The organism is Shewanella sp. 10N.286.54.B9 (genome assembly GCF_041468565.1).
Classification (GTDB): domain Bacteria; phylum Pseudomonadota; class Gammaproteobacteria; order Enterobacterales; family Shewanellaceae; genus Shewanella.
This window is the reverse complement of sequence record NZ_JBFRIY010000012.1, coordinates 15,504-37,729: the sequence shown is the minus strand read 5'-3', so window position 1 is coordinate 37,729 and position 22,226 is coordinate 15,504. Positions and strand designations below refer to the sequence as shown.

At 44.2% G+C, this 22,226-nt stretch carries 17 protein-coding genes; 11 read left to right on the top strand and 6 right to left on the bottom strand.

The window, feature by feature from the left end; translation table 11 throughout:
• Window positions 1-64 precede the first annotated feature (64 nt).
• Both serB and AB4135_RS03670 read left to right on the top strand, forming a co-directional pair.
• The gene (gene serB / locus AB4135_RS03675; protein ID WP_371990412.1) at window positions 65-1,036 is read left to right on the top strand and encodes a phosphoserine phosphatase SerB; all 972 of its coding nucleotides are present in this window, start codon (window positions 65-67) and stop codon (window positions 1,034-1,036) included.
• Window positions 1,037-1,299: 263 nt separating this feature from the next.
• Window positions 1,300-2,208, top strand: a complete 909-nt coding sequence (locus AB4135_RS03670) for an alpha/beta fold hydrolase (RefSeq protein WP_371990410.1) — start codon at window positions 1,300-1,302, stop codon at window positions 2,206-2,208.
• On the opposite strand, the gene AB4135_RS03665 is transcribed toward AB4135_RS03670, so the two are convergent.
• Entirely contained in the window at window positions 2,205-2,813 is a 609-nt protein-coding gene (locus AB4135_RS03665) for a response regulator transcription factor (RefSeq protein WP_371990408.1), read from the bottom strand. The genes AB4135_RS03670 and AB4135_RS03665 overlap by 4 nt on opposite strands.
• Before the next feature lie 157 nt (window positions 2,814-2,970).
• Between AB4135_RS03665 and AB4135_RS03660 the strand changes: the two genes are divergently transcribed.
• The 4 genes from AB4135_RS03660 to nrfD all read left to right on the top strand — a co-directional run bounded on the left by AB4135_RS03660 (window position 2,971) and on the right by nrfD (window position 8,973).
• Window positions 2,971-4,755, top strand: a complete 1,785-nt coding sequence (locus AB4135_RS03660; protein ID WP_371990406.1) for a PhnD/SsuA/transferrin family substrate-binding protein — start codon at window positions 2,971-2,973, stop codon at window positions 4,753-4,755.
• A gap of 412 nt (window positions 4,756-5,167) precedes the next feature.
• Window positions 5,168-7,444 (top strand): thiosulfate reductase PhsA, encoded by a 2,277-nt coding sequence (gene phsA, locus AB4135_RS03655; RefSeq protein WP_371990404.1) that lies wholly within the window; start codon window positions 5,168-5,170, stop codon window positions 7,442-7,444.
• Between the two features lie 12 nt (window positions 7,445-7,456).
• Window positions 7,457-8,029 carry a 4Fe-4S dicluster domain-containing protein gene (locus tag AB4135_RS03650; RefSeq protein ID WP_220735932.1) on the top strand — a complete coding sequence of 191 codons (573 nt, stop codon included), beginning with the start codon at window positions 7,457-7,459 and terminating at the stop codon, window positions 8,027-8,029.
• Window positions 8,026-8,973 carry an NrfD/PsrC family molybdoenzyme membrane anchor subunit gene (gene nrfD, locus AB4135_RS03645; RefSeq protein ID WP_371990402.1) on the top strand — a complete coding sequence of 316 codons (948 nt, stop codon included), beginning with the start codon at window positions 8,026-8,028 and terminating at the stop codon, window positions 8,971-8,973. Before AB4135_RS03650 ends, nrfD begins: the two co-directional genes overlap by 4 nt.
• 73 nt (window positions 8,974-9,046) lie before the next feature.
• Here nrfD and AB4135_RS03640 read toward each other — a convergent pair whose 3' ends face one another.
• Window positions 9,047-11,446 (bottom strand): PilZ domain-containing protein, encoded by a 2,400-nt coding sequence (locus AB4135_RS03640; protein ID WP_371990400.1) that lies wholly within the window; start codon window positions 11,444-11,446, stop codon window positions 9,047-9,049.
• A 152-nt stretch (window positions 11,447-11,598) separates the two neighbouring features.
• Here AB4135_RS03640 and radA point away from each other — a divergent pair, with 152 nt between their 5' ends.
• On the top strand, window positions 11,599-12,972 hold the full coding sequence (gene radA / locus AB4135_RS03635; protein WP_371990398.1) for a DNA repair protein RadA: 1,374 nt from the start codon (window positions 11,599-11,601) through the stop codon (window positions 12,970-12,972).
• Window positions 12,973-13,023: 51 nt separating this feature from the next.
• Here the strand turns inward: radA and AB4135_RS03630 are convergent, their stop codons facing one another.
• From AB4135_RS03630 to AB4135_RS03620, 3 genes are all read right to left on the bottom strand, one after another.
• Complete coding sequence (locus AB4135_RS03630) at window positions 13,024-13,395, bottom strand: PilZ domain-containing protein (RefSeq protein WP_371990396.1); 372 nt, start codon at window positions 13,393-13,395, stop codon at window positions 13,024-13,026.
• Between the two features lie 134 nt (window positions 13,396-13,529).
• Entirely contained in the window at window positions 13,530-14,075 is a 546-nt protein-coding gene (locus AB4135_RS03625) for a YgjV family protein (protein WP_371990394.1), read from the bottom strand.
• A gap of 159 nt (window positions 14,076-14,234) precedes the next feature.
• Window positions 14,235-15,422, bottom strand: a complete 1,188-nt coding sequence (locus tag AB4135_RS03620) for a BamA/TamA family outer membrane protein (protein ID WP_371990393.1) — start codon at window positions 15,420-15,422, stop codon at window positions 14,235-14,237.
• 170 nt (window positions 15,423-15,592) lie between these two features.
• Between AB4135_RS03620 and AB4135_RS03615 the strand changes: the two genes are divergently transcribed.
• Window positions 15,593-16,816, top strand: coding sequence for a DEAD/DEAH box helicase (locus tag AB4135_RS03615; protein WP_371990391.1), 1,224 nt, complete (start codon window positions 15,593-15,595; stop codon window positions 16,814-16,816).
• A 1,097-nt stretch (window positions 16,817-17,913) separates the two neighbouring features.
• Here AB4135_RS03615 and AB4135_RS03610 read toward each other — a convergent pair.
• Window positions 17,914-18,831, bottom strand: a complete 918-nt coding sequence (locus AB4135_RS03610) for a LysR family transcriptional regulator (protein WP_371990389.1) — start codon at window positions 18,829-18,831, stop codon at window positions 17,914-17,916.
• A 107-nt stretch (window positions 18,832-18,938) separates the two neighbouring features.
• Between AB4135_RS03610 and AB4135_RS03605 the strand changes: the two genes are divergently transcribed.
• From AB4135_RS03605 to AB4135_RS03595, 3 genes are all read left to right on the top strand, one after another.
• Window positions 18,939-19,385, top strand: a complete 447-nt coding sequence (locus AB4135_RS03605; RefSeq protein ID WP_229371389.1) for a DoxX family protein — start codon at window positions 18,939-18,941, stop codon at window positions 19,383-19,385.
• Window positions 19,386-19,434: 49 nt separating this feature from the next.
• The gene (locus AB4135_RS03600) at window positions 19,435-20,148 is read left to right on the top strand and encodes a pirin-like bicupin family protein (RefSeq protein WP_229371391.1); all 714 of its coding nucleotides are present in this window, start codon (window positions 19,435-19,437) and stop codon (window positions 20,146-20,148) included.
• 658 nt (window positions 20,149-20,806) lie between these two features.
• On the top strand, window positions 20,807-22,165 hold the full coding sequence (locus tag AB4135_RS03595) for an NCS2 family permease (RefSeq protein ID WP_371990387.1): 1,359 nt from the start codon (window positions 20,807-20,809) through the stop codon (window positions 22,163-22,165).
• The last annotated feature ends 61 nt before the right edge of the window (window positions 22,166-22,226 follow it).

Below are 22,226 nucleotides of genomic sequence, written 5' to 3'. Positions count from 1 at the left end.
TGTAGTGTACTCACTTAATCATAATTGATTATCTCAGTACTCGGTAGTTGGAGAAGCATAACTAATGGAAAATTTGAGTCAATCTACTGTTTTTGAATGGTTAAGCAGTGAAAGTAGCATGTCTTACCACACTGGGGAACAAAGATTTTCTCGCCATATTGAGACTCGGTATCCATCCGCTGCACTGCGTTTTCGGATCCTGTTTTCCGATAATAGCGGTCTTGCTGCTATAGAGGATTGGCTGCTTTGTAATACGACAGAGTTAAGCCTTGCGCTGATTACGCGTAAGACCGGGTTGACTTGTTTAGAGGTTTGCGCTGAAAAATCATTTGATCTAGCTACTTTGCAGACCTTACCGAGTGTAGAGGTGTTTCAGATCAAAGCCGATGCTCCAGTGCTTAATCAGCCCGGATTATTGGTGATGGATATGGACTCGACTGCAATTGAGATCGAGTGTATCGATGAACTTGCCGAGATGGCAGGGGTTGGTGCAGCAGTCGCCGCAGTGACAGAGCAAGCCATGCAGGGGGAGCTTGATTTTGAAGAGAGCTTGCGTGCAAGAGTGGCAAAACTTAAAGATGCTGACGCTGATATTATTCAGCGTTTATGTAGCGAGCTGCCTTTAATGCCAGGTTTGGCTGCAATGATTGCTGAGTTAAAGCAGTATCAATGGCGAACCGTCGTGGCCTCAGGTGGTTTTAGCCCTTTTGTTAACCATCTTAAGCAGTTACTTGATTTAGATGCCGCTTTTGCTAATGAGTTAGATATTGCTGATGGGAAGCTACTCGGTACGGTTTCAGGTCAGGTGGTTGATGCGCAGTTTAAAGCTGATACTGTTGAAAGTTGCGCTCAGCAGTGGTCAATAGCAATGGGTCAACGCGTCGCAATTGGTGACGGCGCTAATGATATCCCAATGATTAATATTGCTGACTTTGGTATTGCTTACCATGCAAAACCAAAACTTGCTGCTGCTGCAGAGGTTAATATTGAAAAGCTAAACCTTAAAGTGTTGCCCTATCTGTTTCAGCTTAAATAGACGCCGAAGCTTTAACACTAACTATGCTGAATTGAAATAAACCTCAATAAAGTCACTACTTACAGACCTATAAATTCACTTTTGTAGGTCTTTTTATTGCTGTTTTAAAAGTAGCTTATCCAGCTGATTTACATAGTTGGTTGTTACTTCTCACTGTTTGAATCCCGCTAAAGATACCTATGCTAGCCATTTGTTTAGAGCTAATACTCTTGTTTTTGTGCGGTTAACTCAGTAACTTAGATAAAAAAATTGAGCGTTACAGTGTGAAAATCCAACAAAAATCTCTCTTTGTGCCCTATAACCACGGCCACCTTCATGTCAGGCAAATACTGCCAGCTAACCCCGATATGAGTAAGCCTCCGTTATTGATGCTGCATGGCGCTATGTCCAATGGGCGCGTTTTTTACAGCGAATCAGGCAAAGGGCTAGGCTGCTATTTGGCTGATGCAGGGGTTGTTGTCTATGTATTGGACACGCTCGGGCGCGGACACAGCACACCGAAACTTGGCCGAGGATTTAGCGCTGGGCAAGGTGAGGTTATTCGAGAGCAATTGCCGCTTATTCAACAGTACATTCTTTCTTTGCATCCCAAAACTGATAGTGTGCATTGGTGCGGTCACTCATGGGGTGGCGTGTTGATGGCCAGCGCTATCGCTCGCTATGACACTTTGCAGCAATCGGTTGCTTCACTGGTGACCTTTGGCAGTAAGCGCCGTATAGAAGTTAAGTCGTTCAGTAAGTGGTTAAAAGTCGATCTGTTTTGGAATCGCTTAGCGCCTTTTATCGCTTGGCAGCGTGGTTACCTTCCGGCAGATAAATTAAAGGTGGGGATGGACAACGAGTCTCAGGCTTCATTGCTACAAAGTATTGATTGGGTTCGCGGACATTGGATCGATCATGACGATGGTTTTAACTACAGCCAAGCGGCTAAACACGCCAAGTGGCCTAAATCTTGGTTCATTGCAGGCCAGGGTGATACTGTTCTAGGTAATCCTAGTGACGTACAGCGGATGATTAGCGAGTGCCAAATACAACAGGTCGATTATACATTATTATGCCGCAAACATGGTTTTAAGCACGATTATGACCATGCTGGAATGTTAACCCATAAAGATGCGGTGCAAGATCATTTTCCAACCGTTCGCGATTGGTATCGGCAGTTAAATCGCTAATCTTCAGTCTCTATCAAGGGGGCAAGCTGCACCAGTTCAGCTAAATTGGCGACGCCGAGTTTGTCCATCAATTTTGATCTGTGTACCTCAATGGTTCTAATTGCTACACAAAGTGAGCTCGACATTTGTTTATTGGTATTACCTGCGATTATGAGCTTAAAAATCTGCAACTCTCGCTCTGATAAACCTGCTATCAGTTGTTGCTCAGTGAAGCGACGATATTGATTAACGCTGTTTTGCAGCCCTTTTGAAATAGATTGCGATAATGCTTGGCCCTGAACGGGTTTTTGAAAAAAGTCGAAAGCGCCATTCTTAAAGGCATCTACGGCCATAGGGACATCGCCGTGGCCAGTTAGAAAGATAACTGATAAGGGACTACTGGCGTCTTGTAACAGTTGTTGAACTTGTGGCCCACTCAATCCAGGCATACGAGCATCCAGGATCACGCAGCCTGGCTGGCTGAGGTCAATAGCTGTCATAAATGCATTTCCTGAGTTAAAACTTATTATTTTATAGCCAAACCCGTCCATCAGAAAAGTGATGGAATCAACAATCGCTTCATCATCATCAACAAGGTAGACAGGACCACCAATCAACGCTTGCATGGGTATACCTCTAACACTTTAATTAGGATCTATTAGATAGATATCTCAGTTCCTTACTTAATGCGAACATAATTTTTACAAAGCATGAGACCCATCACGTTGAGCCAACATTAGACTATCGTAAACTTGAACCAGCGTTTAATACGGGGCTAATAGAGTGTATCGGATCTTATTCTGTTTAATACTACTGTGCTGTACATCCAGTGTTTGGGCACAGCCCCAATCACTCTATGTCGGCGTATTATCTAACTGGGGCAACCAACAGGCCATTGAACGTTGGCAGCCCATGATGCATTACCTTGATGAGCAAGTACCTGGCACCAAGTTTCATGTGTATCCGGGAAACTTTGAAGCGTTGAACTTAGCCATGGAGTTAGGTCAGATCCAGTTTATTATTACTAATCCTGGCCAATATCTTTATTTATCAAATCAATACCCGTTGTCTTGGTTAGCGACAATGCGTTCAGCACGCCATAATGGTGCTACATCAGCTATAGGCTCAGCGATTATCGTTAAGGCGGAAAGCGACTACCGCACTCTTTATGATCTAAAAGGCAAGGTGGTCGCAGCGAGTGATCCCCATGCACTCGGAGGCTATCAAGCAACTGTGGGCTTAATGCACAAATTGGGAATGGAATCGGAAGATTACTTTAAAGAGGTCAAGTTCCTTGGTTTCCCGTTAGATCCTCTGTTGTATCAAGTTCGAGATGGTAATGTTGATGCGGCCATTACGCCGCTATGTACTTTTGAAGATATGATTGCACGTGGGCTTATCAATGCTGCCGACTATCGAATTCTTAATCCAAGCCGACCTGATGGCTTTGATTGTCAGTGCAGTACCAACCTCTACCCAAACTGGTCTTTTGCCGCGAGTGAGAGCGTTGATATCAGCTTAACTAAACAGATAACCCAAGCATTAATGGAATTGCCTGCCAGCCATCCTGCTGCTGTTAAGGCGCAACTCATGGGCTGGACATCACCGATAAGTCAGTTAGCGGTTATTCAATTATTTGGTGAACTTCATGTGCATGCAAATGACGCAAGTCGTTGGGAGAGCGTTGAGAACTGGCTTAAAGATAATCGGCATTGGGGCATGTTCGCTATATTTGTATTTTTGGTCGCGACCATTTATCACCTATGGATTGAGTACCGTTTTCACCAGAAAAGCGAATCGTTAATCGCCACTGAGCGCCAACTTAAACAGCAAGCTATCGCCCTTGAGAAACTACAGAGCGCATCGATTATTGGTGAAATTGGCGCCGGACTGGCTCACGAAATTAACCAGCCCATCGCTGCTATCACCAGTTACAGCGAAGGGGGAATTATGCGATTGCAAGGCGAGAAAACGCCTCAAGCTGCGTCCACTATTGAGCTTTTGCAAAAAATCCACAGCCAGTCGACGCGAGCGGGAGAGGTGGTGCATCGGATCCGCAGTCTACTAAAACGGCGAGAGTCGGTTATGAGTGATGTTAATATCCTTAGCTTAGTTGATGAATGCATATCCTTGTTAAAATTGGAGTCACAGCGCAGAGACATCAAAATCACTAAGCGTATTAAAGGCGAGCCTTTCTTCATTAGTGCTGACAGGGTTGGCTTACTGCAGGTACTCATCAATCTGACTAAAAATAGCATCGATGCCATTGCAGAGGCTCAATCAGTCAATGATGGAGAGATAATCATTAAACTTGTTTTTAAAGAGTTTCAAGTGGACGTATTGGTTATAGATAACGGTAGTGGCTTAGTCCAGAGTGCCGACTCTGTGATGGCGACATTCTTTACCACCAAAGAGGAGGGGTTAGGGCTCGGTTTAGCTATCTGTAATGAGGTGGTCAATGAACACGATGGTGCCTTTGCTCTTAATGATCGTGATGATGGTCAAGCAGGCTGCGTTGCTAAAATTAGCTTAAAAAAGCGGGGTAGTGAGCGTAGTGTAGAAGTGTGATTAATGTGTTTATTGGCTATGTTCCAAGCTGTGCTTTCAATTCCTCACCTGTACAAGCCTGTTAAATATGCAGGCTTTTGCAACTCTTTGCATATATCCACGACCGCTTAGTTAGATTTATAGGCTTTTAAGAGAAGTTTTTCCTCCACATATCGACAGGCTATCGATATGTGGTTTACCACAATAGACAAGTTCTACCGGTTTATGCTGGACAAAAACTGAACTGTGAAACGACTCACAAAGCGTAATATGCAAATGTCGATATGTGGTTTACCACAATATTCAGCTCATTATTCCTAGCAGACAATGGTGAAAAGTTTGGGACGGCAGCTATTTTTTAGCATAATCGCTAACTAAAGGTCGCAAGTTCCCAGCCAAGCACTGAGTTCCAATGTCTACTGGGAGAATCATCATGAAACTAGATCGGCGAACCTTTATCAAAGGGGCTGGCGCAACGACAGCAGGCTGCGCACTGGCAAGCTTGCCAGGCTCGTTAGCCGCTTTTGGACAATCCACATTGAAGGGCAGCGCAGAGTCTGTCGCCAGTATTTGTGAAATGTGTTCCACACGTTGTCCAATCTCTGCCCGAGTCGTTAACGGCAAGAACGTGTCGATACTGGGGAATGTAAACGCAAAATCCTATGGTGGCGCCGTTTGCGCTCGAGGTGGAGCGGGTCATAGCCAGCTTTATGATAAGCAACGCATCGTTAAACCATTAAAGCGTGTTGGCGAACGTGGCGAAGGTAAGTGGCAAGAGATTGAGTGGGATGAAGCCTACGCAACCATTGCTGAAAACCTCAATCAGATTAAAGCAAAACATGGCGCAGAATCAGTAGCATTCTCTTCAAAATCGGGTTCTCTGTCTGGCCACCTTTTTCACCTTGCTAAAGCCTTTGGCAGCCCTAATACCTTTACCCACGCATCAACTTGTCCAGCGGGTTATGTCGTCGCGGCCAAAGCCATGTTTGGTGGTAAAATAAAACGCGACCTGAGTAACTCTAAGTACATCATTAACTTTGGGCATAACCTCTATGAAGGCATCAATATGTCTGAAACCAGAGGCATGATGAATGCACAAATGGAGAAGGGCGCCAAGCTGGTGGTATTTGAGCCACGCTTTTCGATTGTGGCTGACAAAGCTGATGAGTGGTATGCCATTAAGCCCGGCACTGATGTCGCAGTGGCACTCGCCATTTGTCACACACTTATTGAAGATGACCTGTACGACAAAGCCTTTGTCGCTGAATATGTTTCAGGATTTGCCGAGTTTGCCAAAGAAGTTAAGGCCTATACCCCCGAATGGGCTGAATCTATCAGTGATGTTCCCGCTGAAGATATTCGCCGCATTACCCACGAGTATGCCGCTGCTGCTCCTCATGCATTAGTTGATTTTGGTCACCGCTCCTCGTTTACTACCGAAGAGTTTGAAATGCGCCGAGCACTTTATGCGGCCAACGTGCTGGTGGGCAATATTGAACGTAAAGGTGGATTGTATTTCGGCAAAAAAGCCTCTAAGTACAATAAGTTTGCTGGCGAGAGCGTTGCACCGACACTGGCAAAACCTGGCGTAAAAGATATGCCTAAAATTGATGCTAAGCGCATTGATATGGTTGACGAGCAATACTCACTATTGTGGTCATCAGGCGGGATCTACCAAACGATTTTAGACTCAACACTCGAAGCTAAGCCTTATCAACTACACAGCTGGGTAATGAGCCGCACCAACCCTATGCAAACTATGACTGATAGAGCCAAAGTCGTTGAAACCATGCAAAAGCTTGATTTTGTAGTCGCATGCGATATCTACATTAGTGAAAGTGCTGCTTATGCAGATATTTTCCTGCCTGAGTCGACCTACCTTGAACGTGATGAGGAGATTGTTGATAAATCAGGCAAGAACCCTGCTTACTACGTGCGTCAGAAAGTGGTTGAGACTATAGGCAATACCAAACCAAGCTGGCTGATCTGGAAAGAACTTGCCGACCAGTTAGGCCAAGGTCAGTTTTTCCCTTGGCAGAATATGGAAACGCTGCAGCTGTTTCAAGTGGATAAAAATACAGCGCTACTAAACAAGATCAAGAGTGACGGCTGGGTTAGCTACGGCAAGCCATTGTTACTGCGTGAACCCGCAATGGTTAAAGCATTCAGTGCGAGTTACCCAAATGCTAAGCCATTGGACGCTGATGGTACTTATGCAAGCCAGTTAAGCTTTAAAACACCGTCAGGTAAAATTGAACTGAGTTCAAATAAAGTTGAAAAGATGGCGCCTGGACGCGGCGTGATCCGCTACCGCGAAGTGAATATGAAGCAAGCCGATGAGCTGTTTTTCATTCAAGGTAAGGTGGCCGTTCATACCAATGCTGCTACACAAAATGTACCTATGCTTGCCAATCTTATGTCTGATAACGCAGTTTGGATCCACCCTATTACAGCAGGACTTCTGAGTATCTCCAGCGGTGATGCTATTCGTATCTACAACGATACAGGCAGTGAAGAGGGACATGCCTTGGTTACGCCTGGTATACGTCCAGACACCGTGTTTGCCTACATGGGCTGCGGTTCTAAAAACAAAGAGCTAGCGCGAGCAACGGGTAAAGGTGTGCATTGCGGTAACTTACTTCCTCACGTTACGTCTCCGGTGACAGGCATGAACCTGCATACCACCGGCGTCAAAATTGCCAAGATTTAATCGGAGATCATTATGACTAAACGTTATGTTCTAGTGCACGATGAAAACAAGTGCATTGGTTGCCAAGCCTGCAACGTGGCTTGTCGCAGCGAAAATAATGTACCTGAGTCAGTGACTCGGTTACAGGTTCGAATTGAAGGGCCATACGGTAACTTCCCCCACTTACATTTTAAGTACAATCGCGTCTCTTGTGAGCAGTGTGAAAATGCGCCTTGCGTAAAGGTTTGCCCTACTGGTGCAGCGTATGTCAACGATGATGGCATCGTTTCTATTAATGAAGGCAAGTGTGTCGGCTGTCTCTACTGTGTTGCAGCGTGTCCTTACAAAGTGCGCTTTATTAACCCTGAAACGCGAGTGCCAGACAAATGTGATTTTTGTAAAGAGAGCCGTCTAGCACGAGGGGAAGAGCCTGCTTGTGTCAGTGTTTGCCCAACTGATGCACTCACTTTCGGTGATGCCAACGATCTGAACTCAGAAGTGCGTAAGGTGTTAGACACCAAACAGAACTACCAACAGAAGGTGAACCTTGGTACTGAACCAAGAGTGTACCGAATTCCAAGCCGTCGAGGGGGGATCAAAGCATGAACAATATATGGGGCTCAATGGAGCAATACGATCCCGTTGTTTGGAACTGGATCATCGCGGTTTACCTATTCATGGCGGGATTGTCCGCAGGCTCAATGCTGGTGGCGATAGGGCTTAAATGGTACAAAAAGAACCGTGGTTTACCCACCGAAGGTTTACCCGTTATCAAGGCGGCGGCAGTGATTGGCCCGGTGGCTATCTGCTTAGGGATGGCATTGCTAGTACTTGATTTAACCAAACCTTTTGAGTTTTATCATATTTTACTCAACTATAACTTAACTTCGGTTATGGCGTGGGGGGTAATCGCTTTACTGGTATATATTCCGTTAGTGTTTGTATTTGCTGCGTTAGTGTTCGAAAAGCAAGTACTACACTATGCGCCTTGGCTTGCTGGAATATTAAAGGTATGCCGTCAACTTGAGGGCAGCCTTAATAAACTTATTTTTGCGCTAGCTTTGGGTGTTGGGGTTTACACTGGTTTCCTATTATCGGCGATGATTAGTTATCCGATTCTAAATACCGCAGTCCTGCCGGCGCTGTTTTTAGCATCGGCAATGTCGGTCGGTTCTGCGGGTAATATACTGGTTGCGACACTGTTCTTTAGTAAGAAAGAGTCTGATTGCATTGAGCAAGTGCACCGTATCGAGTACCCAGTGGCGTTTAATGAAGCACTTTGTTTAGTGTTGTTATTCGTCGGGCTAAACTTCTCTGGTCCAGCCGCGCAAGCAGCTACGGCAGCGATTACTACCGGCGCATGGGCAAGTGTGTTTTGGATTGGTGTGGTTGGCTTAGGCCTAGTGGTGCCGGTACTGGCAAGTACCTTAGCGCCCAAGGCATGGCGTCATACTAAAGGCTTTTTAATCACGGTCTCTTGTAGCACCATCTTAGGGGTGCTAGCACTGCGCCATTTTGTTGTGTATGCCGGACAAAGTTATATTAGTTAATCGCTAAAACGCACTTAAAAGGCAGCGCCGGTAAATACTCGGGCTGCCTTTTCGTTTATCGTTTTAGCCAGATTTAACCTTCAGTTTTAAGCTCAGGAAAACGCAATAAAACCTCGCGAGTCACATCGAGTAGCTCGCCCACACCGATAATTCGCCACAGCTGCTCTTCTAGCTTTTTGCCTTTGTGCTGGGCATGGATTTTTATATATTCTCGCTCTCTACGAATATAGTCCAGATCCGGCTTGCCTACCGCGCCTCGATAAACCCGCAGTGCTATGAATTCGCCGACGCGTCTACTTTGTTCAATGAATTGTTGTAAGTGAGAGGTATCTTTAATATCTGAATCTGCGATACAGCGAAGGTTAATATTTCCCTGAGAGTGCTGCGATATTTGCAGATAAACTTCGTAAAAAGACAGGCCGTTTTGTGGCTTCATGGTGCGGATCGGGGTCACAATATCGCGTTTGAGCTTGTCATCTTCAAACAGTGGCGCTAAATCGTATTCCAATAAGTTATTGGTATTAGAGGCGAAGATATTGGCGATATGGTTTTGTTCTTTGCCTACCCCGATGGTTGAAACGTAAGCCGATTTCAATGTTTTTTCTAGATAAAAAGGCACGGACACTAGCTTTCGGATCAATATGTTTTTCATACCATCGGCAAGCTCTTTTACCTCATGGTTGTTCTCAGTGAGCTTGTCGAATTTGTCTTTATTGTGCTCAATTAAGCGATTGAGAAACTCAACGCCAATATGCGGGGTATGTCCTATCTGCGCGGCAAGGTGCAAGGTCACACCGTTCTTTCTTGTACGTATAAGACGGTAGGGCAGATGTTGTAAGGAGGTTTTTCCTGCAATGGTTTGTAATTTGGGAAAACTAATCGCTATAGGAGCTGTTGGGCTAAATTCCACAGCGGATTCAGTGGTAAGCTGCATCCCTTTACTGGAGATATCTTGAGTCAATGCTGTGGTGCTGAGATCTCCTTGAGTCAATAAAACCGGGGTTTTAAATGCAAAGCGTGCCTCATTACGACGTTCGCTAAACTGCATCGATATTTGCTTTAAATCATGCTTTTTAAGCTTTCTCTGTCCAAAAACTTTTAGTTCATTTGCACTGCTGTTATTAAACGCCTTCCAAGTTTGATACTGCTCGTTGACTGCGTCATTAGTAACATCTATCAATTGAATCACATGAGTAAATGCTGCTAGTTGTGTCTCGGTTAATGCACTATAGCTCGCATCATCCCCAGGCAATATACTCGCGCGGTAAGACTGTTGATGATCGATTGCGTGACGGGCAACATGGAAAACACGCCAACTTGGTTTAGTTGCACCAAAGCTCAAAAACAGGGCTTGTAGCTGTTTCTCTTGTAGCTCAGCCAAGGTCGCCGAGTAATAGAACTTGCAGCCTTTTGCTTGAAAGGTGAAGCAAAATAGCTGGTTATGGGGACTGTTTTCATCAGAGTCAATGATAGCTTTTAAGCGTGATGGTGTGAGCAGTGAATTGATCTGACTGACACCCGACTCATCTTTAAAATATTGTGAAATTGCCTGATTGTCGCGACCTAAAAAAAGGTGGGTTGGTCGGTATTGGAGCTCTGAATCAGTTTGAGCTTTTTGCTCAATAAAGAGTGCAAGGTGAGGCAGGTGTGGTAGGTAATGACGTTCAAACCCTAACCCTTTGGCGGTGACCAGCACATCGTTGACATCAACTTTGTATCGGTACTTAAATCCTCTAATGAGCTTAGCTAACATTTCAGCCAAAGCATCACTGCCAGAAATTCGCTTTAACCTCAGCCAGTTGTACTCATTGTTGCCCTCGATATCGACAATTTCATACTCGACACCTTGTTGAAGATCTCGGTGGTAATAGTCATCACTTAGTTCTAGCAGTTTGACTCTAATAGGCTGCTTGGCATTGAGGGTTTGTTTCGCAGGCAAGCGTATTCTTGCGCCACCAACCGATAGATCTGCCGTTATTCCCATGTATCGTTGCATCGCCTGAGATACTTCAATTTTCATGCTGTAGTTCATGCGCTCTTCACTGCGCGCAAAGTAGTTACCCAGTACTACACCTTCAGCGATGTAGGGCGTTGTTGTATTGTCACTAGGGCTTGTATTGCTGCGAGCTTTTAGTATTCGCGCTTTATGGGCCGCGATGACTTGTTCGTAAACGCCAAGGGTATATTGCTCTCTATAAAGTGCTAGCGCTTCTAAGAAACTGGCTTTTGCTGGTGGGTCAATAAAGTGGGTTTGTGCGCCAAATTCAAAGCTTTCACAGTTAAGGTCGGTTTTGTTGCGTAGGTCGATAACTCGAGTGCAGCTAGCGGCTAACCTATTGAGTTCCATCTTAAGCAGAAAGCGGGTGGAATTAGACTCTTCTGCAGTGAGCTGTTCAAACAACTCATGGAAATCAGGTTCCATAAGTAAGGGTTTTAGCTGTTCTATTAGCGCATTATGCAGATCTAAACTCATCAATTACTTCTTTTAGGATGCTTATTGGGCCAATGGCTGATAGGCTCACAGGCAAGTTTTTATAATTATTTCCAGTACTATCTTCCTTGTACTCATAGTTATCGGCTTCAATTGCCGATACTTTATCGACTTTATACTATCTAGAAAGAATCATGGCAAAGAATAAAACAGCTTACGTATGTAATGAATGTGGTCAAGACTTTCCTCGCTGGCAGGGTCAGTGTAGCGCTTGCCAAGAGTGGAACACCATTAGTGAACTTAAGATCTCTACTATTAAACCGACAACAGCCACCAGTGCAGGTTATGCTGGCGCTGTTGGTGGTGGTTCAAAAAGGCTCACAGAGATTGAAGAGGTTGAAGCACAAAAGAGACTGACTGGCATTGGCGAGTTAGATAGGGTTTTGTGCGGTGGTTTAACCACAGGCTCGGTCAATATTATCTCGGGTGATCCTGGCGCAGGTAAAACGACCTTGTTGTCTGATCTCGTTGCGCGTATGTCACAGTTAATGCCGTCTCTATACTGTACTGCAGAGGAATCTCTGTCGCAGTTTAAAAACCGCGTTAATCGATTAAAGCTTAATTGCAACGAAGACAATCTTTATCTAATGGCTGAGACCAGCGTAGAAGCTATTATTGCCGAGCTTGAGGCCAAGCAGGTTAAATTTGCAGTGATTGACTCTATTCAAGCGGTTGTCACCGAGATGGCGAATGGCAGTCCTGGTTCGCCATCGCAAGTTAAAGGCAGTGCTCAAGCGCTGACGCAATACTGTAAGCAAAACAATGTCACCATGTTCTTGGTGGCGCATGTGAATAAAAACAACGAAACGGCGGGCCCACAAACTCTTATTCATATCGTTGATTGTCTCACCCATATCGAGTGCAATGACGGCCAAGTGCGCACACTTAGAGCGAATAAAAACCGTTTTGGTGATGTGGATACCGTCGGTATATTTCGCATGACTGAGCGCGGTATGTTGAGCGTTGATAACCCCAGTGAAATATTCCTCTCTGGTTCGAGCACTGAATCTCCAGGAGCCGCGATCACCTGTATTCGTAAAGGTAATCGTAATCTGCTACTTGAGATCCAATGTTTAACCACTGAAACTGAAGGGGAGTTTCCACAGCGAGTATGTGTTGGTCTTAATATGAATCGTATTAAGATGTTAACTGGTATTTTGCGTAAGCATACCAAGACTAAAATCTTCCACGATACTTACTTTAATTTGGTTGGAGGGCTAAAGATTGATGAGTCTGAAACGTGTATTGACCTGGCGTTAGTCACGGCATTGCTCAGTAGCCTTAATGATTTTGTGGTGCCAAGAACCACCTGTATTATGGGGGAGTTGAGTCTTAATGGTGATGTTAGGCCAATCGATAGCGGTGTGCCGAGAGTGAAGGAAGCGGTGCAGCATGGTTTTACTGAGATCTATATCCCCTATAGAAACTACCATAAATCAATGGAAGGGCTAGGGGCGAAGATCCATGCGATTAAAACAATCCATGAACTTATCGAGCTGATCAACTAACGTAAAGGCCAGAAAGAGAAACACGTTTGAGCTTACAACCCTGAAAGTCAGTTATTTTTCAGGGTTACGTTTGTCGATAAACAGCGTGAGTTCCCGATCAAGTAACGTCGGGTCGCCAACATTAAGCTCAACTAATCGTCTTAAGTGGCTAATGCTTTCCACATCGATATGCAGACACGCTAAACCCAGCTGATTATCTTTTTGATGCACTAGCTCGGTTTCCATCTGAACCAAAATATCAGAGTCTGGAATGGTAAAGCTTAACTGTAGTCGCCCTGTTTTGGGGGCAAATTGCGCGGGCGTTTCTACGAGCGCACCATTGAGACTAATGTCGAGCAATGTTGTTTGCCAAATAGCGTCTTGGCAACGAAGTTGTGCTTGATTGGGAAATAAAACCCTTGAAAATTGTCGACGTTCATTCATATAGCTTTCCTTGTCTTGCGATCCCTTCTTTAACGCCACCAAAGGTTACACCTTCTGCCGCTATACTAATTTACCTATGAATCTGAGTAAAACATTCTGCTAATAATAAAATAAATTTAACTGTAAAGTTCTACTTAAGTCGCGCTATCTAGTGCGTAAGACTGCTGTTTTACGGCTGGCAATCCTTTAAGGATAATCGCAATGGTGATTAGTTGATAAGCGATACCCGACCATGAAAGCAGGTGAACCGATAACATCAGGTTGAGTAAGTTACTCAGGAGCATGGCGTAGCGTAATTTTAGCGCGCTGCAATAAAATAGGGCATAGCTCATTAAAACGGCGGCTGCAACAGCGCACCATTCAGACCAGTGCTCGGCCCAAATAAGGCCTTGTATTACTGCTAATGTTGAAAACAGCAATGGCAACAGTGTAATGCGCCAACCACTGCGTGCTTTTTCGCTTCTGCAACTGCCGAACCGACCAATATTTAATAGTTGGTTCATCATGCCTAAGGTACTGCCAAGCAGTCCTAAGTGAATCGCCGTTAAGCTAGATGCTAACAGGTTGCCAGAGACGAGTTTAGCATCGCACGACTGAGCATTAGCCCACCAACCGATAGCCATAGACACAAAGCCTAACGCTTGAACCCAAAATAAAACTTGATGAGATAACTCGAACACAGAACGACCAACAATAACGACATAATTAAACCGGCAGCTATTGTCGTTTTTTTAGCCTTTAAGGCTGTGATCCAGTCATCACTTTAGCATTTGCTTTATCATGATTTGCTGTAGTTTGTGACTTTGCTCATGTTTTATTGCTTATAATACTGATGCCGGTTAAAACCCGGTGCCAACATTAACGTACCAGGCCACATCTTCTGGCCCTTTAGCGACATCAATTCCCATGTGCAGTCCGTAACGCCTTGCAATGGTGTACCTAAAGCCGAGCCCATAAGCATTTTGTTCATCGCTGTCCCACATAGAGCTGCTAGAATCTCCAGCCACACCGCTGCCAACGAAAGACAGTAGCATCCAACGAGGGGTGACTTTCCACATTAATTGCACCTCGGCAGAGCCAACATTCTCCCCTTGGTAACGGTTTTTCGGAATACCACGAAGATCGATATAGGGATAGGCAAAAACTGGTAGTCGGTCATCGCTGGTAACGGATTGATAGCGCATCTTTAATCCGAATGTCAGGCTCTTAGAAAGTGGCCAATAGTTAATACCTTCAACGTTCAATGTTTGGTAATCATAATCACTGCCTAGGCTTTCGCTAAACCAATCATATTCAGCGATATAGTTATAGCCGCTGGTGGGCAGAAAGAAATTATTGAGGCTGTCATATTCGATAATAGCACCGAGTGCAGAGACCTTGGGCGTGGTATTTAATAGTCCCGTGAGTCTATCAATGAGTTCGGGAGGTAGAGTGCTGTTTGCGTGACGATTGCTCATATCAATACTCAAGAACTTTTGCGATACACCAACGAAAAATGCGCTGTCAGGAATACGATACTGCAATTTTTGCAATAACCCATAGCCTTGCAAATTAAGATCGAGGGAGAGGGCATCAGCAAAATTGTTTTGGCTGTAGTAGCTCATATTGATATCGCCATAGCCGCCGCCAACTAAGTAACGAATGCTGTCTTTGCCCCATGTTTGTCTGTGACCAGCAAAGCCCATTTTACTGCCATTGTCTGTGGCGCCGACGCCGACCACAGATATGCCCGGTGTGAGTAGCTGCGCACCACCATCAATGGAGTGAGTCGCCACCTCTTTGCGTTTGTCTCTTTGCGCGTCAGTTTCATGTAAAAACAAGCCCATTATAGCTAGACCGTTACCCACTGAAGGTTCGGTGATAATGCTAGGCACTGGCAGAAAACCGTAGGCATTTTCTGCTAGATATTCGCCAGCATCAAAGTAACCATCAATGGGGTCAAAGAAATCAATTGCGCAGGCATTGCTTGAGAGCAAGCTAGCAGTAGCAATGGTTATGGATAGCACTATCTTGTTATTATTTATCACGTTATTCGATCCCTCATAAACGAGTTTTGAGTATAGTCTCTCAAGCTTAATATTTTCAAATAAGATACTGCTATTGCCAGGCTGAGTTAACCACTAAAGCGAGTAAAACAACGTTGCTGTTTTCTGTTACTATGCGCGCAAGTGTTATAGCGATATTTAGGTACATGCAGGTGTCTTTTTCATCTTTATCATTAAGTGACGAGTTACTCATCCTTCTAAAGCAAAAAGGATATAACCAGCCAACGCCGATCCAAACTGCCGCCATTCCGGCTATTTTAAGTGGCAAAGATTTAATGGCGAGTGCTCAAACTGGCACGGGCAAAACTGCGGCTTTTACTCTACCAATATTGCAGAGGTTGACAGCAAAGGCAGTTGATAAAAAGGTTGCTAGTATTCGTGCGTTAATCTTGGTGCCGACTCGAGAACTTGCCGTTCAAGTGAATAAAAGCGTCAGTGAATATGGGGTTAATACTGCGCTTAAAAGTGTGGTTATTTATGGCGGTGTCAGTATTGATGCTCAGGCAAGTTCGTTGGCCGCTGGCGTCGATATAGTGGTTGCGACCCCTGGGCGGTTACTGGATCACCTGCGTCGTGGGTCCTTGTCGTTGCAGGCGATTGAAACTTTAGTTTTTGATGAAGCCGACAGAATGTTGGATATGGGTTTTATCGATGAGATTAATGCCATTCTAAAGCAGCTGCCAGCGGAGCGGCAAACTTTACTGTTTTCGGCGACCTTTTCTGATGCTATCTACCGCTTAAGTAAACAACTACTTAACAAACCTTTACGCATTGAAGTTGATAAGACTAATAGCGCCGCAGACAGTGTCGAGCAAATAGCCTACGCGGTTGATAGCGAGCGAAAGCCTGCACTCATTAGTCATTTAATTATCAAGCATGACTGGCAGCAAGTACTGATTTTTAGCCGTAAGAAACAAACCGCCGATACCATTACCAGCAAGTTAGTTGCAGCAGGTGTTGCGGCTAAAGCTTTTCATGGTGATTTAAGCCAAGGCGCCCGCGAACAAGTGCTTAATGATTTTAAATCAGGAAGTATTAAAGCGTTAGTCGCAACGGATGTGGCCGCACGGGGGCTTGATATTGTTGAGCTCAATTATGTGGTTAACTATGAGATCCCCTTTGTTGCTGAAGACTATATCCATCGGATAGGACGTACCGGTAGGGCTGGTTGCACAGGTAAAGCCATTACGCTCTATAGTGAGGATGATGCTCGTTTGCTCGAAGAGCTAGAGTCACTACTGGATAAGCGTCTACCACAACAATGGTTACCGGGTTTTGAGCCAGACTTAACCAAAATGGAAGTGCAGCCACGTAAAAATGGTAAAGCAGCGCAAAGGCAACGGGCTAAAAAACGGGCTTTAGGCGTCAAGAGGTAGCATTAAATATCCCAAACGTGTTTACCTTTGAATAAAGGTGTATCTAATCGCCTGCGGCGGGTAAAACCTCTAGTGCATCAGACTACGTCTGATTAAAGTCGTGGCGCTTCGCCCATTCTTCTAACAAAGAGTAGAGCCAAGGGGGAAAGCGCTTGCGCCCGCTGTTGATTTCATAGCTCTTGATTTCATAAGAATCAATCCCTCAGCGCCCCAGACGAAGTTGTCTCCCTCGCACTTATTCGAAATAGCCTAACGCTTCCGATGGGACATCTGCTGTAAATGGATTTACGAATGCCGCGGTGGCATGGTCAATGATGTTCCCGATATCATACAGACATTTCCCATATCCATATGGGGCAAATGCCAATAAGCAGCCTGTCCCGCGAAAGCTATGCCCACATCAGATAGGCAGAATGCCTGAATGTCTTAAAGTGCATGGATGCACGAGAAAGACCGTGTGGGCATTACGGACTTAAATTTGTAAAGAGTCTTAAACGTACTTCGGCAACTACGATGGGGAGTTGGAGTATTCTGTTAGTTTTTGAAACTCGCTTTTGCCCCAAAGCGAGTTGGCTCGATATTTCGTCAAATGTGGATTCAAAGCCATTTGGCATACAAAACCTAATCTAATTATGGATGAAAGGATTGAGCCTGAAGTTGATTCTTATGTTATTTCTGTTTTTGAAAATAACACTGGGTCATATACAAACCTACTTTTACTCTGACCCGATTAATTTGTGACCCGATTAATTTGCTTATAAGTGTTAGCAGCTAATTCAAACGGTCACTTTTAAATTCAACAAAGCTTGCTCCAGACTTACTCCCTTTTAGCTGTATCTGTACAGTTATAATTATTGCCCAAGAGTTTGCCAATATTATCAATAAAAATAGCTTTACTGGGACCAAAAAACTAGCCTTTATATCTATGGTTATATTTCAGATGCTGATCGTCATGTATGGACTGTCGCGTGATAGTTTCAAAAGTAAAAGATGAACTTGAGTCGGGTAAAATAAACAAAGAAGAATTTAATATTATCAAAAATGAAGCATTCTAATCTTTCTATGGCGTTCAAAAAAATTAATTATGGGTGTCACTGTTAATTGCGATGCTTTCCCAGAAAAACATCGCTTTGTAGGGCTTGTATTTGCTCTACAAACCAAGCAAGCGCTTTGCCTTTATTATCTTTACGCCAAGCGACACATAAGTCGATAGCCCGAATTTCTGGCTTGTTGACGGATAACGCCACCAATTTCCCACTCGCCAATTCATCTTGAATACGATGGACCGGTAAATATCCAATCCCCAGCCCCAATACTTGCAAGTCAATTTTTTGGACAATATTGGCGACGGTTATACGTGGCTGTCCATCAAGTAAGCCCGCTGAACGCAATGCGAGGTGCCTTGAGCTATCTGCCACAACAATTGATGGATATTGTTTAATAGAGTCGTTGCTTAGAGGTTGCGGTGCTCGTCGAATAGGATGGTCTTTAGCGACTGCAAAGATAAACTCAAGTTGACCGATAGGGATAGTCTTAAAGCTGTTGTTGCGCTCACTACCTTCAACACCAATGATAAGATCGCAACGCTCTGCACTTAAAGCATCCCAAGTGCCACCAAAAACTTCTTCAGTAATTTTGATATCAATCCATGGATGAGTGACTTGAAACTGTTCAATTAACGCATAGATAGGCTTGAAACATAAAATACTATCGAGGGCGATCCGAATCTCTAACTCCCAACCACTCGCTGACTGTTTAGCCATATAGGTTAATTCGTTAGTTGCATCCAATATCAATCGACCTTGTTCAACAATCAATTTTCCAACAGCGGTTAACTCAGCCTTTCTTTTGCTGCGGTCAAAAATAGCAAGATCTAAGTCTTCTTCAAGTTTATTGACCGTATAAGAGATGGCCGAGGGCACCCGAAATAATTCATCTGCTGCCCCAGCAAAGCTTTTCTTACGTTCAATCGCATCCAGTACTTTTAATGCATCTAAAGTGATAGGTGAGTTCATTGTTCAATCCTTTTGAACTGGTTGTTCAATTATGATCGTTATTAATCGTCAGTACCTTTAAATATAATAGCTTCAACATTCAGAAACAATGAACTTAGGAAATAAATATGATTGCATCACAACTTAATAAAATGACAGCTTCAAGCCAAAACTGGACAGCTTTAGTATTGAGAATCCCAGTCGGATTAATTTTCATGGCGCATGGTGCTCAAAAGCTTTTTGCATGGTTTGGAGGATATGGTTTAGAAGGCACAGGGCAATGGATGGAATCAATCGGTTTAGCACCTGGTGTGCTTATGGCTTTCTTGGCCGGTAGCGCTGAATTTGTTGGCGGACTGTTCATTATTCTTGGATTGCTCACTCGCCCAACCGCACTGGTATTGGCAATAACCATGCTTGTGGCACTCTTTACTGTCCATTTTGAAAACGGACTGTTTATGGTCAATAACGGATACGAATTTGCTTTGTCTTTAGTTGTCATTAGCACAGCGCTAATGCTGCAAGGTGGCGGACGATTATCTATAGATAATGTCATTGCTAAGCGCACTCACTAACGCACTGCACGATTAACAACTTTTATTAGAATTCAACGAGGGTAACACCATGATTAAACTATATGCATTTAATGAGCTAGGTAAAGCGGATCACGGTTGGCTAAAATCGAGTCATCACTTTAGTTTTGCTAACTACTATAATCCACAACGTATGGGTTTTGGCGTACTGCGAGTTGTTAATGATGATTGGGTTCAGTCTGGAACGGGATTCCCTACTCACCCACACCAAGATATGGAAATTGTTAGCTTTGTTCGAACAGGTTCAATTACGCATAAAGACAGTGCTGGCAATAAAGGGGTGACACCTGCCGGAGAAGTCCAAGTCATGAGTGCAGGAACAGGGATTGCTCACTCGGAATATAATTTGACGAAAGATCCACTAACTTTCTATCAGATTTGGATTGAGCCTAATAAGCGTAACGTGGAGCCTCGTTGGGACACTAAACAATTCAGCAATGAGAACAACACAAACGGACTGCCATTATTAGTATCTGGATTCCCTGAAGATGAAGGTAGCGCGCTGTTTATTAATCAGCTAGCCCGGGTATATGGCGGAGTACTTAAAAAAGGAACCCGATTTACTCAAAAAATTGAGCAACAAATGTATGTGTTGGCATCTTCAGGTAGCTTTAAAGTTATGGATGATCAAACAGAAGTCGTCATGCAAAAAGGTGATGGCGCTGAAGTGACACTTCAAAAAACAATCACAATTGAAGTCTTAGAAGACAGTGAAGTGATTTTATTGGATGTGCCAGTAAATTAAGGCAAGTTTTAGTCAAGTATATTACTGCTTAACGCACTTCAATGATGAAGCTGAGTAAAGCAGTAAGTTTACCTTTTAAACAGAACAGGCTTTCAATTCGTTAAAATCTTCTTGTAGTGATCAAGTAAAATTGGCCACTACTTTGTAGTCAATTGATGTGTTTGGCATAGAATACGTTATCAGAAAGTTCAGCTGTACTTGTTCATCGTAACTCGGAATTGTCCAATTACGAGTTTGGGTCTAATACTCGCTACTCACTTGCTTTGAGCTGTGCAAGCTTCTAAATCATGGATGATTTAGTCGAGCCTATATTTAGACTCATCGCCACGCTTGATACCTGGTAGGCCATTCATTAAGTCTGTTATTTTTGCATATGTAACTCAAAACTGTTAGCTGTTTCGTATCTCATCGCTTTATATTACGGTACACTCCGCGCCAACAAAGGTTATGTTGGTAAGAGTAAATTTTACCAGATAATGTTTGTCAGCAATTGACTGATAAAGTTGCTGACAGCAAGACTCGCAGGTCACTGACGCATGAAGCGTTTCGTGGATCTCTCACCCAAGTCTAATCGCTTTGGGGCTCTACCTGCCGTAGCCGTGTCGCTAATGAATCGTCATTAGTTAACTGATATTTAAGAGATCAAGGTAAAATAATTATGAAGTCTGAACAGACTCTGGCAAGCTCAGCCGTTCCCTCCGATTCATTCTTGGATCGATATTTCAATATTTCAGCTCGTGGCAGTACCTTAAAGCGTGAAGTTATCGCTGGCTTTACCACGTTTTTAGCCATGGTTTACTCCGTTATTGTGGTTCCCAACATGTTAGGCACTGCCGGTTTTGACCCCGCGGCTGTGTTTATTGCGACCTGTTTAATCGCCGCTTTTGGCTCTTTGCTTATGGGGCTATGGGCTAACCTGCCTATGGCGATTGGTTGCGCAATCTCGCTTACTGCATTTACCGCTTTTAGTATGGTATTAGGGCAAGGGATTTCGATCCCAGTGACACTTGGCGCTATCTTTTTAATGGGGATCGTATTTACCCTTGTTAGTGTGACAGGTATACGCCAGTGGGTACTGACTAATCTACCTAAGGGGATCGCTCACGGTACTGGCATAGGTATTGGCTTATTTCTATTACTTATTGCCACTAACAGCGTGAATTTGATTGTATCAAATGATGCTGGCTTACCGGTAAAACTTGGCGATATTAATAGCTTACCTGTTATTGCAACCATTGTTGGTTTGGCTGCCACTATAGGGCTTGAGCGCCGTGGCATGCCTGGTGGTATTTTGCTGGTGATTATCGCGCTATCTGTGTTTGGTTTGGTATTCGATCCTAGCGTCACTTATCAGGGGCTCTTTGCACTGCCAGACTTAATGTCCGAAACCTCACTTATCGGCCAACTCGATGTAATGGGCGCGCTCAATCCTGTGGTATTGCCTATTGTTTTGGCGCTAGTGATGACTGCGATTTTTGATGCAACAGGCACCATTCGTGCTGTGGCGGGTCAAGCTGAGTTGCTTGATGAAAAAGATAATATTGTCGGTGGCGGTAAAGCACTGACGTCAGATTCTGTCAGTAGTATTTTTGCAGGTGCTGTCGGCGGCGCGCCGGCTGCAGTCTATATCGAGTCGGCGGCAGGCACAGCGGCTGGCGGAAAGACGGGGCTCACGGCGACGATTGTCGGTGTACTGTTTTTACTGATGATGTTCTTAGCACCTCTGAGCTATTTGGTTCCTGCTTACGCGACCGCGCCAGCATTGATGTATGTTGGACTGCTGATGCTAAGTAACGTCACTAAACTTGATTTTGACGATAAAGTCGATGCGATGGCAGGTCTAACCTGTGCGGTATTCATTATCTTAAGCTGTAACATTGTTACTGGCATTATGCTTGGTTTTGTTACGTTAGTTATAGGTAGAATTTGTAGTGGTGAGTGGCGCAAATTAAAGCTTGGTGTGTTAGCGATTACTATCGGCTTGGTGGTATTTTATATGGGCGGCTGGGCGATTTAAAACTCTTCCCTTACCAAGATAAAGTCAATTGAGCCAGCCTATAAAGCTGGCTCTTTTTTAT

Bases quoted from the DNA above. Each gene is read 5' to 3' on its own strand.
- AB4135_RS03610 (WP_371990389.1), bottom strand. From the start codon at position 18,831: ATGAACTCACCTATCACTTTAGATGCATTAAAAGTACTGGATGCGATT.
- AB4135_RS03640 (WP_371990400.1), bottom strand. From the start codon at position 11,446: ATGAGTTTAGATCTGCATAATGCGCTAATAGAACAGCTAAAACCCTTA.
- AB4135_RS03605 (WP_229371389.1), top strand. From the start codon at position 18,939: ATGATTGCATCACAACTTAATAAAATGACAGCTTCAAGCCAAAACTGG.
- AB4135_RS03630 (WP_371990396.1), bottom strand. From the start codon at position 13,395: ATGAATGAACGTCGACAATTTTCAAGGGTTTTATTTCCCAATCAAGCA.
- nrfD (WP_371990402.1), top strand. From the start codon at position 8,026: ATGAACAATATATGGGGCTCAATGGAGCAATACGATCCCGTTGTTTGG.
- AB4135_RS03600 (WP_229371391.1), top strand. From the start codon at position 19,435: ATGATTAAACTATATGCATTTAATGAGCTAGGTAAAGCGGATCACGGT.
- radA (WP_371990398.1), top strand. From the start codon at position 11,599: ATGGCAAAGAATAAAACAGCTTACGTATGTAATGAATGTGGTCAAGAC.
- serB (WP_371990412.1), top strand. From the start codon at position 65: ATGGAAAATTTGAGTCAATCTACTGTTTTTGAATGGTTAAGCAGTGAA.
- AB4135_RS03650 (WP_220735932.1), top strand. From the start codon at position 7,457: ATGACTAAACGTTATGTTCTAGTGCACGATGAAAACAAGTGCATTGGT.
- AB4135_RS03665 (WP_371990408.1), bottom strand. From the start codon at position 2,813: ATGCAAGCGTTGATTGGTGGTCCTGTCTACCTTGTTGATGATGATGAA.
- AB4135_RS03595 (WP_371990387.1), top strand. From the start codon at position 20,807: ATGAAGTCTGAACAGACTCTGGCAAGCTCAGCCGTTCCCTCCGATTCA.
- phsA (WP_371990404.1), top strand. From the start codon at position 5,168: ATGAAACTAGATCGGCGAACCTTTATCAAAGGGGCTGGCGCAACGACA.